At 40.5% G+C, this 13755-nt stretch carries 16 protein-coding genes; 12 read left to right on the forward strand and 4 right to left on the reverse strand.

Annotated elements, in window-relative coordinates; genetic code table 11:
• The first annotated feature begins 13 nt into the window (after positions 1–13).
• The 6 genes from H5157_RS17930 to H5157_RS17955 all read left to right on the forward strand — a co-directional run bounded on the left by H5157_RS17930 (position 14) and on the right by H5157_RS17955 (position 4191).
• On the forward strand, positions 14–628 hold the full coding sequence (locus H5157_RS17930) for a YigZ family protein (protein ID WP_004335181.1): 615 nt from the start codon (positions 14–16) through the stop codon (positions 626–628).
• A gap of 96 nt (positions 629–724) precedes the next feature.
• The gene (locus H5157_RS17935; RefSeq protein ID WP_004335179.1) at positions 725–2176 is read left to right on the forward strand and encodes a TrkH family potassium uptake protein; all 1452 of its coding nucleotides are present in this window, start codon (positions 725–727) and stop codon (positions 2174–2176) included.
• 45 nt (positions 2177–2221) lie between these two features.
• Positions 2222–2881, forward strand: coding sequence for a flagellar brake protein (locus H5157_RS17940; RefSeq protein WP_024597190.1), 660 nt, complete (start codon positions 2222–2224; stop codon positions 2879–2881).
• Between the two features lie 465 nt (positions 2882–3346).
• The gene (locus H5157_RS17945; RefSeq protein WP_004335175.1) at positions 3347–3559 is read left to right on the forward strand and encodes an EF-hand domain-containing protein; all 213 of its coding nucleotides are present in this window, start codon (positions 3347–3349) and stop codon (positions 3557–3559) included.
• Positions 3560–3699: 140 nt separating this feature from the next.
• Positions 3700–3912: a calmodulin gene (locus H5157_RS17950; protein ID WP_004335174.1), complete on the forward strand. Its 213-nt coding sequence runs from the start codon at positions 3700–3702 to the stop codon at positions 3910–3912.
• Between the two features lie 63 nt (positions 3913–3975).
• Positions 3976–4191 carry an EF-hand domain-containing protein gene (locus H5157_RS17955; protein ID WP_182694279.1) on the forward strand — a complete coding sequence of 72 codons (216 nt, stop codon included), beginning with the start codon at positions 3976–3978 and terminating at the stop codon, positions 4189–4191.
• A gap of 81 nt (positions 4192–4272) precedes the next feature.
• On the opposite strand, the gene trkA is transcribed toward H5157_RS17955, so the two are convergent.
• The 4 genes from trkA to def form a co-directional block, all read right to left on the reverse strand.
• The gene (trkA, locus tag H5157_RS17960) at positions 4273–5649 is read right to left on the reverse strand and encodes a Trk system potassium transporter TrkA (protein ID WP_154904167.1); all 1377 of its coding nucleotides are present in this window, start codon (positions 5647–5649) and stop codon (positions 4273–4275) included.
• Between the two features lie 86 nt (positions 5650–5735).
• Entirely contained in the window at positions 5736–7031 is a 1296-nt protein-coding gene (rsmB, locus tag H5157_RS17965) for a 16S rRNA (cytosine(967)-C(5))-methyltransferase RsmB (protein ID WP_004335167.1), read from the reverse strand.
• Positions 7024–7977: a methionyl-tRNA formyltransferase gene (gene fmt, locus H5157_RS17970; protein WP_182696206.1), complete on the reverse strand. Its 954-nt coding sequence runs from the start codon at positions 7975–7977 to the stop codon at positions 7024–7026. The genes rsmB and fmt overlap by 8 nt, the downstream gene beginning before the upstream one ends.
• Before the next feature lie 21 nt (positions 7978–7998).
• The gene (gene def / locus H5157_RS17975; protein ID WP_004335162.1) at positions 7999–8505 is read right to left on the reverse strand and encodes a peptide deformylase; all 507 of its coding nucleotides are present in this window, start codon (positions 8503–8505) and stop codon (positions 7999–8001) included.
• Positions 8506–8623: 118 nt separating this feature from the next.
• Between def and H5157_RS17980 the strand changes: the two genes are divergently transcribed.
• The 6 genes from H5157_RS17980 to hemF all read left to right on the forward strand — a co-directional run bounded on the left by H5157_RS17980 (position 8624) and on the right by hemF (position 13571).
• Positions 8624–9742 (forward strand): LysM peptidoglycan-binding domain-containing protein, encoded by a 1119-nt coding sequence (locus H5157_RS17980; protein ID WP_138489867.1) that lies wholly within the window; start codon positions 8624–8626, stop codon positions 9740–9742.
• Positions 9743–9773: 31 nt separating this feature from the next.
• Positions 9774–10865 (forward strand): DNA-processing protein DprA, encoded by a 1092-nt coding sequence (gene dprA, locus H5157_RS17985; protein ID WP_024594983.1) that lies wholly within the window; start codon positions 9774–9776, stop codon positions 10863–10865.
• A 1-nt stretch (position 10866) separates the two neighbouring features.
• Positions 10867–11340 (forward strand): DUF494 family protein, encoded by a 474-nt coding sequence (locus H5157_RS17990; RefSeq protein WP_004335158.1) that lies wholly within the window; start codon positions 10867–10869, stop codon positions 11338–11340.
• A 114-nt stretch (positions 11341–11454) separates the two neighbouring features.
• Positions 11455–12030, forward strand: a complete 576-nt coding sequence (locus tag H5157_RS17995; RefSeq protein WP_182725195.1) for a type I DNA topoisomerase — start codon at positions 11455–11457, stop codon at positions 12028–12030.
• Positions 12031–12055: 25 nt separating this feature from the next.
• Positions 12056–12619, forward strand: coding sequence for an L-threonylcarbamoyladenylate synthase (locus H5157_RS18000; RefSeq protein WP_182725196.1), 564 nt, complete (start codon positions 12056–12058; stop codon positions 12617–12619).
• 1 nt (position 12620) lies between these two features.
• Complete coding sequence (gene hemF / locus H5157_RS18005) at positions 12621–13571, forward strand: oxygen-dependent coproporphyrinogen oxidase (protein WP_024594982.1); 951 nt, start codon at positions 12621–12623, stop codon at positions 13569–13571.
• Positions 13572–13755 lie beyond the last annotated feature (184 nt).

A 13755-nucleotide genomic window follows, 5' to 3' on the forward strand; every position in this document is an offset into this window, starting at 1 on the left:
TTGAGCTCTTAATATGTCTGAATATAAATATCCTGCTGCTGACGTTTTTCATCAAGAAGAAATAAAAAAAAGTACGTTTATAGTCCACATTGCACACACCCCCGATTTAAATTCAGCAAAAACATTTATTAAAAGCATTGAAGAAAAGTATAGCGATGCACGTCATAACTGCTGGGCACATGTGGCAGGCAATCCTGGTGGCAGCCATGTTTATGGTTTTTCGGATGATGGTGAACCTAATGGCACTGCGGGGAAACCTATGTTAAATGTGCTGGTGGGTTCGGGCCTTGGCGAAATCACTGCCGTGGTGACACGTTATTTTGGCGGCATAAAATTAGGCACCGGCGGGCTAGTACGTGCTTATGGTGGCTCATTAAATAATGCACTAGTAAAATTGCAAACGGTGCTTAAAGTTCCCAGCGTTGAAATTACTGGGAGTAGTGAGTACAGCATGCAAGGCGCGATTGAGCAGTTATTAAAAACAAAGTATCAAGTGCTTAATATTGATAAGCAATTTACTGCTAATATTGAGTGGGTGATTACAATCGATAGCCGTGAAGCTCAGCAAGCAATCAAAGATATTTTTGATTTAAGTCACGGCGCAGTTGAGTTAACTATTAAAGAGTAATAACCTACACAAATTGCATATAATGCATACTGACCCTATTTAATTTGGTTGATACTACTCAGCCTGAATTTACTAATAATAAAAGCGACAAGCTAAATGCAATTTCGTACCATCATAAAAATTCTTGGCCAACTTGTTGCGCTGTTTAGTATTACCATGGTGCCTCCGGCACTGGTGTCTTTAATATACAAAGACGGTGGTGGTGTTCCTTTTGTTTTAGCATTTATCTTTAGTGTTGTTATTGGCATGATGGCTTATTACCCAAACCGCCATGAAAACGGTGATTTAAAAGCACGTGAAGGCTTTTTAATTGTTGTTTTGTTTTGGCTGGTACTTGGGGCGTTTGCGTCCTTGCCGCTTATCTTTTTACAAGAACCTAACTTATCGCTCGCCGATGCGGTGTTTGAAGCATTCTCTGGCTTAACAACCACCGGCGCTACGGTGCTTACCGGTATTGAGTATTTACCCAAGTCGGTATTGTTTTATCGCCAGCAACTCCAGTGGTTTGGCGGTATGGGTATAATCGTACTCGCTGTTGCTATACTCCCAATGCTAGGTGTTGGTGGTATGCAGTTGTACCGCGCTGAAATACCAGGGCCTGTAAAAGATTCTAAAATGACCCCGCGAATTGCCGATACTGCAAAGCACCTTTGGTATATTTATGTGTCGTTGACTATTACTTGTATGCTGGCTTATTGGGCTGCGGGAATGGAGTGGTTTGATGCTATATGCCATGCATTCTCAACGGTGGCGATAGGTGGTTTTTCTACTTACGACGCCTCCATGGGGCACTTTGACAGCCCTGTAATTAACTTTATTTGTGTGTTCTTTTTAATTATTGCCGCTGTTAACTTCTCCCTGCATTACGCCGCAGTGGCGAGCCGAAATATACAAGTTTATATTAGAGACCCAGAGTTTAAGGTGTTTTTGTGTATTCAATTAGCGCTGGTGGTTATTTGTTTTACCGTACTTTCCTCTAACGAAATATTTGCTAATGGCGATGAAACCCTCGATCAGGCGTTATTTCAAGCTGTTTCAATGAGTACAACAGCAGGCTTTGCTACTGATAACTTTTCAACATGGCCTTTGTTTTTACCTATTTTACTTATATTTTCGAGCTTTATTGGTGGCTGTGCAGGCTCTACCGGTGGTGGTATGAAAGTAGTGCGCGTATTTTTACTTTATTTGCAGGGCGTGCGTGAGCTCAATCGTTTAGTGCACCCACGGGCTATATATTCAATCAAGCTGGGTCGTAAGGCGTTGCCAGACAAAGTAGTAGAAGCCGTGTGGGGATTTTTCTCTGCATATGCGCTTGTATTTATTATTATCATGTTAGCGCTTATGGGCACGGGTATGGATAACATAACTGCGTTCTCAGCCACTGCGGCTTGTTTAAATAACTTAGGGCCTGGCTTAGGAGATGTAGCGTCGCATTATGGTGCTATAACCGATGGTGCTAAATGGTTGCTTACTATTGCAATGGTGTTTGGTCGCCTAGAAATATTTACTTTATTAGTGTTATTTACGCCTACTTTTTGGCGTGGATAAACGAGCGGCTTAAGTTTTAAATTACAAAATATTGGAAAAAGGGATATGCCAACAAATTTAGAAAAGCTAAAGCATATAGGTGTAGGCAGTTTAGTTGACCTAGAAATATTAACACCTACAAGCAGTAAGCGTGTTAAAACTGAATTAGTTGGTTTACTCGATAAACAGTTTATTATTTTAAATTATCCCAATGCTAAGCGTTTACCTGCAGCGAGTGACTATTTACGTGATGGTGTAATGGTTGTTGTAAGAGCACTGATTGAAGGCAGTGGCGGGCAAGTTATTGCGTTTCGCCAGCAAATTATGTCAGTAGCCTCTCATCCCGCTAAACTCGTCTTTATTAATTTTCCTAAGCAAGTGCAGCTATTTGCGCTACGCTCGCAAACACGCATACCTACCTTGTTACCTGCAAAGCTAAAACTAAGTGACGATAGAGTGCTTGAAGGCCTTATTAAGGACATTTCACTCACTGGTGTAATGTTTGATATTAGAGGCGATCAGCAAGCTGAAGGTATTAAAGATATGCAATGCACTGTCGTACTCAATAGTAGTGATAAAGATTTTGAAGGTGAAATTTGCAGTGTTAAAGAGCATGTCGCAGGTGTGCACTGCGGAATTAAGCTACTAGCAAGCGAGGATGAAATGAAAACCTTTATGAAAGAGCATTTTATAGACCCATCTGCGCTTGAGCCCACCGTTGACTAAATCGTTTTTCGCTTATTTGCAACAAAATGTCATTTTACGTGAGTATTTATAAAGTGTTTTTTTGTTTTTATATAATTAAAAATATTATTCAGATAAAACAATGTTTTACGTATTTTTTGTTATGGCTTGTTTTTTGTTGTTATAGCTACTTCGTTAAAATTAACCTTAATTATTTTTTAAAATCCCTCCTTTTATAGCTCTACATTTTAAAATGTATCTTTTTATATAAACATAACTAGTTGTTTTTAATGACTTTAGTTTTTCACCTCTAAAGCGTGTTGCGAAAAGGCAACAGTAATGACTCTGAAAATTCCTACTTATTGTACGTATTCTTTTTAACTTCTTGAAATTTAATGGCTTTTCAATGTTGGCATTTAAGTTGTAATAGTCAGGGTGTACTGAACGAAATCGTGATTCAAAGTGAAACACTTAATCGCACACACATAAATTTGAAGGATACATATTATGAAAAGCATTAATAAAACTTTAGCACTTATCGCTATTGCATCTTCTTCAGCCGCTTTTGCAGCAACAGATTTTGACACACTTGATGTAGACGGCAGTGGCACAATTAGCCAAGCAGAAGCATCAGTAGACGCAAAATTAATGAGCATGTTTTCTGAGCTTGATACTGACCAAAATGGTGAGTTATCAAAAGAAGAATTTTCAGAAGCTTAATTAAAAAGTATTTATCCTGAGTTGCCAAAGACAAACTAAGTAGGCAAGGGAGCTTACGAAAGAGGATAACAAGGAAGTGAAAAATTACGTTTTAAGTTAAACGAAGCAATTTTTTTGATAGAACATTGAAGGATTAAGTTATGAAACATTTAAATAAAGCATTAGCACTTATAGTACTAGCATCTTCTTCAGCTGCATTTGCAGCATCAGATTTTGACAGCCTTGATATCGATGGTAGCGGCACAATTAGCCCAAGCGAAGCGGCAGTCGATACCGATTTAATGGCTGAATTTATTGAGCTAGACACAGATGGTAGCGGCGAGCTTTCTAAAGAAGAGTTCGCTAATTACTAATTAAACATTTTTCACAGTCAGGGATCTTTGAAAAGGACTTCCCATATTACTAGGAATATAATTATGAAAACATTCAATACAACACTTGCAGTTATCGTTTTAGCATCTTCATCAGCAGCATATGCTGCAGTAGATTTTGCCTCTTTTGATGCAGATGGCGACGGTGCGATTTCAATGGAAGAAGCGAAGGTTAACCCTCAACTTGTGAAGATTTTTGATGATTTAGATACTGATGGAAATGGTGAAATCTCTAAAGAAGAGTTTTCAAAGGTACAGTAATCAATATTCGAAGATACTCCACTAAAGCCGCCTTAGTCAGCGGCTTTTTTGTATTTTAAATTAACTAATTAGCGTAACTAGTTAAAGGAATATAGCACTTACTTGGAATAGTTTTTCTACAACGGTAATATGTTTTTTGTCGATTAAAAACATAATGACATGATCGCCCGACATAATAATTGTATCATCGTGAGCTATCAGTACATCGTCATTACGTACTATTGCGCCAATAGTTGTACCCGCTGGAAGTTTTATGTCGGCGATCGCGCGACCAACAACTTTAGATGTGCTTTCATCACCATGAGCAACCGCTTCTATGGCTTCTGCCGCACCTTTACGCAGTGAATACACATTAACAATATCACCACGGCGTACGTGCGTTAATAACGCTGATATTGTTGCTTGTTGTGGCGATATGGCAATGTCTATTTCGCCGCCTTGTACCAAATCAACGTAAGCACCACGCTGGATAAGCACCATGGTTTTCTGTGCGCCCATACGTTTTGCAAGCATGGCTGACATAATGTTTGCTTCATCGTCGTTGGTTACGGCAATAAACACATCTACTTGTTCAATATGCTCTTCTGAGAGCAGTTCTTGATCAGATGCGTCACCACAAAAAACGACCGTGTTATCGAGCATTTCTGAGAGTTGCTCAGCACGTTCTTTACTGCGTTCAATTAGTTTAACGGTGTGGTTTTTTTCAAGTGAGCGGGCAAGGCCTGCCCCAATGTTACCGCCACCAGCTATCATAATTTTTTTGTACGAACGCTCAAGTTTTTGTAGCTCGTTCATTACTGCGCGTATATGTTTTGTAGCGGCAATAAAGAATACTTCGTCATCGGCTTCAATAACGGTGGTACCCAATGGTTTTATTGCTTTACCTTGACGATAAATAGCGGCAACACGAGTTTCTACATTAGGAATATGTTCTTTAAGTGCAGATAACGCATAACCTACAAGTAAACCGCCATAGTAAGCTTTTACGGCTACTAACGAGAGCATGCCATCAGCAAACTGCAATACTTGCAGAGCACCAGGGTAGTCAATTAAACGGCGAATATACTTAGTGACCAGTGCTTCGGGAGCAATGTAATGATCGATTGGTAAATCATCGTTTTGAAATAGTTTTTCGCGGTATTTTAAATATTGCTCTGAGCGAATGCGGGCAATTTTAGTGGGCGTTTTAAAAATACTGTACGCCACTTGGCATGCAACCATGTTCACTTCATCTGAACTGGTTACCGCTATAATCATATCGGCATCTTCAGCACCTGCACGGCGTAATACATCAGGATGCGCACTGTGGCCCATAACCCCTTGTAAGTCGTACTTATCTTGAAGTTCACGTAATCGGTTACCGTCTATATCAACAACGGTAATTTCGTTTTGTTCGCCAACTAAGTTTTCAGCAAGCGTAGCACCAACTTGCCCGGCACCGAGTATAATTATTTTCATTATTTACCCGTGGTATTGATCATAATTTAATTAAAAAAATAGCCATTTAATGTTTCATAAATGGCTAACTATTTAGTGTACGGCTATTAGGCTTTTTTAACTAGCTTAGCGTAATAAAATCCATCACTTTCACCGGGCAGTAACTGCAAACCTGGCGTTGTTACGGTATCGTTTTCGTGTAGAGGTATATGTTCTACATCATCGTTATTAGCTAAAAACTTAGCAACTTGCTGTTGGTTTTCTTGTGGAAGAACCGAACACGTAGCATATACCAATGTGCCACCTGGTTTTAACAGTGGCCAAATGCTATCAAGAATATCGCTTTGTAACTTGGCTAAGTCTTCGATATCTGATGCGCGACGTAACCATTTTATGTCAGGGTGACGGCGAATTACGCCAGTGGCCGAACAAGGCACATCAAGTAAAATACGATCAAATAATTTTTCATCCCACCAGGTATGTGGTTGCGATGCATCGCCACATTGTAGGTCTGCACCTAAGCCAATACGAGTTAAGTTTTGCTTAACACGTTCAAGGCGAGTTGAGTCGCTATCAAGTGCAAGTACATCAGCATCAGCAAGCTCTAAAATATGACATGTTTTACCGCCAGGGGCTGCGCAGGCATCCAAAATATAGTCGTCTGCTTTAGGTTCTAAAAAGCGAGCTGCAAGTTGTGCGGCAGCATCTTGTACTGAACATGCACCTGTATCAAACTCAGGTAACGAAAATACATCACGTGGTTTGGCAAGCTTAATCCCATCAATAAAATCAGGGTTTAAGGTGTGTTCAATATCGTTAGCGCTAAGCATGTCGCTGTATTCTTGCGTGCTAAATTGTGCTTGGTTTACACGAAGCCACATCGGCGCTTGTTGCTGGTTTTCTTCAAGTAGTGCTTCCCAGCTATCTGGGTAGGCTGTTTGCACCTGTTTAATAAACCAATTTGGATGGTTGTATAAACATACCGGAATAAGCTTCGCTTTTTCTTCAAGCTCAGCTTGTTGACGCTGAAAGCTACGTAAAATGGCGTTTATCAGTCCTTTTAATCCTAAAGCGCGTAATTGAGCCAGTGCGTTAACCGTTTCTGAAATGGCAGCATGAGGTGGTACGCGCATATGCTGCAGTTGATAAATACCTACGTATAATAAAAACTGAAATATTCTACGTTTACCTTTTAATGGCTGCTCTACTAAGTGTTGGCAGTAATTTTCAAGGCTCGGTAAGTAGCGTAAAACGCCATAACAAATTTGCTGTAGCAACGCTTTATCTTTAGGCGGCAAGCCTTGGCTTGCAAATGGAAGTTCTTGATTAAGCGATGCGCCTTTATCAACTACGTTATATAAAGTTTCAGCGGCAAGCGCTCGTACGTTTGGAACATTACTCATTGTTTTCGCCTAATATTGTGCCAGGAGTAACCCAGTCACTACGACCATTTAAAAAGTCGTTAATTGCCATTGGTTTTTTACCTTGCGGCTGTAATTGCGTAATACATAAAGCGTGTTCGCCACACGCCACTACTACGCCATTTTTGTCGCTTGATAAAATTTGCCCAGGATCACCTGATTGCAGCATAACCTGCGCTTGATGAATCTTTACTGTTTGCCCACCCATTTGGGTAAAGCACATTGGCCACGGGTTAAAAGAGCGAATGTTTCGCTCGATTTGAAGCGCACTCATGGACCAGTCGATATCAGCTTCCTCTTTAGAAAGCTTTTTAGCGTAGTTAGCAAGTTCATCGTCTTGAGGTTCAGGGGTGATCTCACCATTAGCTAATTTATTAATGGTTTCAATTAACGCATCTGGACCTAGCTCAGCAAGCTTTGTATATAAGCTTGCGCTAGTTTCTGTTGTGCTAATAGGGCAGCGGCTTATATGTAGCATATCGCCGGTATCTAGCCCTTCATCCATTTGCATTATTGTTACGCCGGTTTGTTCATCACCTGCCCAAATTGCGCGTTGAATAGGTGCAGCACCGCGCCAGCGCGGTAATATAGAGCCATGCACATTTAAACAACCTAAACGTGGCGCTTCTAAAATAGCTTTAGGTAAAATTAAACCATATGCTACAACAATCATAATGTCGGCATTTAAGCTTGTTAGCTCAGCTAGTGCTTCATCATTTTTTAATGACTGTGGCTGAAAAACCGGTAAGTTGTGCTCAAGCGCTAGCTCTTTCACTTCACTGGCTTTTAATTTTTTACCACGACCTGCAGGGCGATCTGGCTGGCTATATACACCCACTATTTGGTGTTCGCTTTGTATCAGCGCTTGTAAATGACGTGCGGCAAAGTCCGGCGTACCGGCAAATATAATGCGTAATGGTTGAGTCACTGAGTTTTCCTAAGGTGCTTATTACTGTTCTGCAAACTTGGCTTCTTTTTCAAGCTTTTTACGAATACGTTGGCGCTTTAATGGAGATAAGTAATCAATGAATAGCTTACCTTGAAGGTGATCTAGTTCATGTTGAATACAAATAGCCAATAATTCATCTGCATCTAATACAAATTCTTCACCGTTTTCGTTAAGTGCAGCGACTGTTACTGTTTCTGCGCGATCTACTTTTGCATACGAGTTAGGTACTGATAAACAGCCTTCTTCGCTAACGGTAGAGCCGTCTTTTTTTATGATTTGTGGATTAATTAATACCAGTGGCTCATTGCGCTCTTCTGATACATCAATAACAACGATTCGTTGATGAATATCTACTTGCGTGGCCGCAAGACCAATGCCATTTTCATCGTACATTGTCTCTAGCATGTCTTTTACAATTTGGCGTACTGTGTCATCAACTTGTACAACATCTTTTGCTACAGTACGTAAACGTTCATCTGGAAATCTTAAAACTTCTAACCTAGCCATAGTTACCTTTTTCACTTGTGCTTAATTTAGGGTATTGTATGCTCTTATTTTAGCCATTCGCGTTCACCTTTAACAGGTTTTGGGCAATAATAATGAAAAAACAATACAAGGAAGCTCGATGAAATCTCCACTACTTGCAATCATGCTTACGTTAAGCGCTGCGTTTCCCGCAGTTGCTGATGTACTTAAAATAAAAAAAGACGCACCAAAACAGTATGTTGTAAAAAAAGGCGATACACTTTGGGATATTTCTGGCATCTATTTAGATGAGCCTTGGCTATGGCCTGAACTTTGGCAAATGAATCCACAAATTGACAACCCACACCTAATTTACCCCGGTGATGCATTAGCGTTGATATACGATGCAGATGGAAACCCACGTTTAGTGATCAATAAAGGATATAGAAAGCTATCTCCTCAGGGTCGTATTACACCAAAAGGGCGTGATGCTATTACTACTTTGCCGCTTGAAATGATCAAACCTTATATCAGTTACGAGCAAGCAATGAACAGTGACGATATTAAAGGTAAACCTTATATTTTAGGTGCAAACGAAAATACTAAAACACAAACGCTAGGCCATATTTTATATGTTAAAGGCGACTTACAAGTACATAAAGCATATGCCATTTACCATAAAGGTGACCCCTACACTGACTTAACCGGTGAGGTGTTAGCAACGCGTGCATCTTATGTGGGTATAGCACGTGCTTTTAGAGCGGGCGATGAGAAAAATGGCGTGCCTTCATCATTACGTGTTGAGTCTGTTAAACGAGAAATTCAGCAAGGTGATTTTTTAATGCCGGCAATGGAAGGCCAAATGCTTCCTGCGTACTTTGATATACACCGTCCTTTAGAACCTGTAACAGGTAATATTATTGCTTCACCACGCGAAGTTAGAGAATTCAGCACAATGGATGTTGTGGTGCTAAACTTAGGCAGTGAACAAAATATAGAAGCGGGTCATGTATTAGATCTAGAGCGTCAATCACCAACGGTTATTGATGGTCCTCGTGGCCCTCGTTATCCAGAAGATTCTAGTAAATATGAGAAGCTTTTATCTGATGTGAGCCAATTATTTGGTGATGAGTCTGACGAACAAAACACAACGTGGACCATGCCTAAAGAAAAAGTTGGTGAGCTAATTGTCTTTAAAGTGTATGACAAAGTAAGTTATGCATTAATAACTAAAAACCAGCACCCAATTCGCATTGGAGATATTGCAGTTATTCATTAAGAAGTAGCGAGTCGGTGCTCTAGGAGAGAGCATGGATCAGTCATCTGGCAAGCTAGCCCACTGGCTTGCCTTTTATATGTGTAAAGGGTTGGGTATAAAAACCCTTTTAGCACTATCTACAAACTATTCCCTTGGGTCGTTATTCGACTTATCTCATGACAAGCTTTTACAGCTTGGGTTAACCGCTAATCAAGCGAGTAATTTACTCAACACCAATTGGCAACAAGTCAGTCATTATGAGCAATTAATAGCGCTGAACAACATTACTGTTGTCTGTATTTTTGATGCGCTTTACCCAGAAGATCTCCGGCAGATTGCCAGTGCGCCTTTATTACTATTTTGCAGGGGAGATGTCTCGTTATTATCAACTCCACAAATTGCAATTGTTGGCAGTCGTAATGCTACACCTACCGGGCTTGAAATAGCCTCAGAATTTGCATACGAGTTAACTTTGGCGGGTATTACAGTTACTTCAGGTATGGCGCGGGGAATAGATGGTGCAGCACATAAAGGTTCTCTTGCTGGTACAGGTAAAACCATAGCTGTGCTTGGTACTGGGGTTGATATTTACTACCCCAAACGCCATAAACTATTAACAGACCAAGTTTTAGAAAGCGGTTTGCTGGTGAGTGAGTTTTTACCAGGCACAGCTGCTCATGCGCACAACTTTCCGCGCCGTAATCGTATTATTTCTGGGTTATCGTTAGGAGTGCTTATTGTTGAAGCTGAAATTAAAAGTGGTTCGTTAATTACAGTACGCTATGCGCTTGAACAAAATAAAGAGGTATTTGCAGTACCGGGTTCTATTAAAAACCCGTTAGCGCAGGCAAGTCACTTTTTAATAAAGCAAGGTGCTAAGCTGGTAGAAAACGTGGCTGACATTCTTGATGAGGTGAGTTTCACTTACGACAATAATGTATTTAATAAAGAGCAGCCGATTCAAGCCAATTCTCAATGTGAGGTTCTAAATAGTATTGGCTTTGAAGTAACCAGTGTAGATGACATTGTGCGTCGTGCGCAGTGGCCAATAGATAAAGTACTCAGTAGGTTGCTCGATTTAGAATTAGACGATCAGATTGAGCGAGTCTTAGATGGTTACATCAAGTTAAGCGCAGGAAGGTAATATGTTTGATATTCTTTTGTATCTTTTTGAAAATTACATTCATAGCGAAGCGGATATATTTGCAGAGCAAAATGAGTTAACCGATGAGCTACTGCGTGCGGGCTTTAATAAGCCTGAGATATTTAAAGCTCTTGATTGGTTAGAGCAACTAGCCGATTTACAACACAGCGATGAGTCTCCTTATCTTATTGCTAACCCTAAAGATGCTGTGCGTATATTTACCGATAGTGAATGCCAAAGGCTCAGCGCTGAGTGTCGTGGCTTTTTAATGTTTATTGAACAAATAGGCGTAATTAACAATGTAACACGTGAAATGGTAATGGACTGTTTAGCCTCTCTCGATAAACCAACTATAAGCCTAGAAGACTTAAAGTGGATTGTACTTATGATCTTGTTTAACGTTCCTGGCTCTGAAGAGGCATATGAGCAAATGGAAGATTTGATTTTTGATGAACCCAGCGAACTTCTTCATTAGAGATAATTATCTTGATTGTACTCAAATTACTTAAAAGGATAAGCACGGCATTGCTTGTATCTTTAAGTGGTTTGGGTATATTAGGCGAAAATTCACCAACCTATTAGGATCACCATGAGTAAAATCGACCATTCGCTTTTCTCGGCGAACAAGCACGCCCTCGAAAAAGAATACGAGATATGCCCACAGTGTGGTTCAGAGTTAGTGATCCGCAATAGTAAATCAGGCCCTTTTTTAGGATGCGCAAGTTATCCCAAATGCGACTTTATTAGGCCGCTGGCACATCACGACAGTAACAAAATCAAAATATTAGAAGATTCTGCATGTCCTGAGTGTAGCAAACCGCTGGTGGTTAAAAATGGCCGCTATGGTATGTTTATTGGGTGTACGGGTTATCCAGAGTGTCATTATATTGCTAACGAAAATGAAGAAAAGCAAAGCGAAGATACTTTGCCTAGTTGCCCTAAATGCAAAAAAGGTCATTTAGTCGCGCGCAGTAATAAGTTTGGTAAAGTATTTTATTCTTGTGATTGCTACCCAAGTTGTAAATACACGCTTAATAATAAACCGGTTGAACATCCGTGTCCTGAATGTGACTGGCCTATCGTCATAGAAAGAAATATGGCAAACGGCATATTATTGCAATGCCCACAAAAAAGCTGCATGCATAAGCTCACCCCAACTGAATAACGTTTAATTATATCTGGAGACTACTTTGTCAGACCTTTCAAATACGCCCACTGCAATAACATGCTTAACGCAAGGCGAAGTTATTTTATACCCAACAGAAGCTGTATATGGTTTAGGTTGTGATCCAGATAATCAACAAGCCGTTGAGGCACTATTATCTATTAAGCAGCGCCCGGTTGAAAAAGGGCTTATTTTAATCGCTGATAACTACGGACAATTATTAAAATACGTAGATGATGCAAAAATACCAATGGATAAACGCGCTGATATTTTTTCGAGTTGGCCTGCTGCAATTACATGGGTTATGCCTGCATCTAAAAATACGCCTAAATGGCTCACAGGGCAGTTTGATACCATCGCGGTAAGAGTAACAAACCATCCAACAGTAAAGCGTTTGTGCCAAGAGTTTGGCAAGCCATTAGTATCAACCAGTGCAAACTTAACCGGTCAAGAAACGGTAATTAGTATTGAGCAAGCCAAAGCGCAATTTGCAGAACAAGTTGGCTTTTACGTTGACGAGCCGTTAGGTGGTAATACTCAACCAAGCACAATAAAAGACGCCATGACTGGCAAAATATTTAGAGGTTAATATGCAAAGCGAATTATTAAATCAAGTAAAAGCATACTTTATGGCTTTGCAAGACACTATTTGCCAAGGTTTGGAGGCTGCAGATGGCAGTGCTAAATTTATAGAAGATAACTGGCAGCGAGCAGAAGGCGGTGGTGGTCGTACACGCGTAACCACTAATGGCACTGTAATAGAGCAAGGCGGAGTTAATTACTCTCATGTATTTGGCGCTTCAATGCCTGGTTCGGCAACAGCGCACAGACCAGAGCTTGCAGGGCGCAGCTTTCATGCGTGTGGTGTGTCGTTAGTTATTCACCCTAAAAACCCTCATGTACCAACAAGTCATGCCAATGTGCGCTTTTTTATAGCCGAAAAAGAAGGCGAAGAGCCAATATGGTGGTTTGGTGGCGGGTTTGATCTCACTCCTTTTTATCCAGTATTAGAAGACGTACAACATTGGCATCAAGTTGCTCACGACATTTGTGCGCCTTTTGGCAGCGACGTTTATCCAAAATACAAAACCTGGTGCGACGAGTACTTTTATTTAAAGCACAGAGATGAGACTCGCGGAGTAGGCGGTTTATTCTTTGACGATTTAAACGAACTTGGTTTTGAAAAGAGTTTTGCGTTTATGCAATCGGTGGGTAATGGATTTTTAGATGCCTATTTACCTATTATTGAACGTCGCAAAAATGACGAATACACAGAGCAACAACGTGATTTTCAGCTTTATCGTCGCGGGCGCTACGTTGAGTTTAATTTAGTATGGGATAGGGGCACTTTATTTGGATTGCAAAGTGGCGGGCGCACTGAGTCTATATTAATGTCTATGCCACCACTTGCACGCTGGGAATATAACTATAAACCAGAGCCAAGTAGCCCAGAAGCTAACCTATATCAGTATTACTTACGCCCGCAAGAGTGGTTAACGAGTCAACCAAGTGAGCTGATAGCCAGAGAGTGGCAATTATAAAAATTAAACAATAATCAAAAAGGCGCTAATTAGCTGTCTTTTGATCACAAGTCTGACTTAAGAGATTTTGCTAAATCGTAGCCTTCCAGGATGGCTTGTAACTTAAGCCATCCTTGCCATAACACTTTCACAGATGCACGCCCTGTGCGCTTGGTATCTTTCCAGCCTCCTAACTTTGCCAGTT

The sequence above is a fragment of the Pseudoalteromonas sp. SG43-3 genome, from assembly GCF_014164385.1.
In the GTDB taxonomy this organism is placed as follows: Bacteria; Pseudomonadota; Gammaproteobacteria; order Enterobacterales; family Alteromonadaceae; genus Pseudoalteromonas; species Pseudoalteromonas distincta.

What these genes read in the sequence shown, in the direction of transcription:
- H5157_RS17930 (WP_004335181.1), top strand. Translation starts at nt 14, where the DNA reads ATGTCTGAATATAAATATCCTGCTGCTGACGTTTTTCATCAAGAAGAA.
- H5157_RS17935 (WP_004335179.1), top strand. Translation starts at nt 725, where the DNA reads ATGCAATTTCGTACCATCATAAAAATTCTTGGCCAACTTGTTGCGCTG.
- H5157_RS17940 (WP_024597190.1), top strand. Translation starts at nt 2,222, where the DNA reads ATGCCAACAAATTTAGAAAAGCTAAAGCATATAGGTGTAGGCAGTTTA.
- H5157_RS17945 (WP_004335175.1), top strand. Translation starts at nt 3,347, where the DNA reads ATGAAAAGCATTAATAAAACTTTAGCACTTATCGCTATTGCATCTTCT.
- H5157_RS17950 (WP_004335174.1), top strand. Translation starts at nt 3,700, where the DNA reads ATGAAACATTTAAATAAAGCATTAGCACTTATAGTACTAGCATCTTCT.
- H5157_RS17955 (WP_182694279.1), top strand. Translation starts at nt 3,976, where the DNA reads ATGAAAACATTCAATACAACACTTGCAGTTATCGTTTTAGCATCTTCA.
- trkA (WP_154904167.1), bottom strand. Translation starts at nt 5,649, where the DNA reads ATGAAAATAATTATACTCGGTGCCGGGCAAGTTGGTGCTACGCTTGCT.
- rsmB (WP_004335167.1), bottom strand. Translation starts at nt 7,031, where the DNA reads ATGAGTAATGTTCCAAACGTACGAGCGCTTGCCGCTGAAACTTTATAT.
- def (WP_004335162.1), bottom strand. Translation starts at nt 8,505, where the DNA reads ATGGCTAGGTTAGAAGTTTTAAGATTTCCAGATGAACGTTTACGTACT.
- H5157_RS17980 (WP_138489867.1), top strand. Translation starts at nt 8,624, where the DNA reads ATGAAATCTCCACTACTTGCAATCATGCTTACGTTAAGCGCTGCGTTT.
- dprA (WP_024594983.1), top strand. Translation starts at nt 9,774, where the DNA reads ATGGATCAGTCATCTGGCAAGCTAGCCCACTGGCTTGCCTTTTATATG.
- H5157_RS17990 (WP_004335158.1), top strand. Translation starts at nt 10,867, where the DNA reads ATGTTTGATATTCTTTTGTATCTTTTTGAAAATTACATTCATAGCGAA.
- H5157_RS17995 (WP_182725195.1), top strand. Translation starts at nt 11,455, where the DNA reads ATGAGTAAAATCGACCATTCGCTTTTCTCGGCGAACAAGCACGCCCTC.
- hemF (WP_024594982.1), top strand. Translation starts at nt 12,621, where the DNA reads ATGCAAAGCGAATTATTAAATCAAGTAAAAGCATACTTTATGGCTTTG.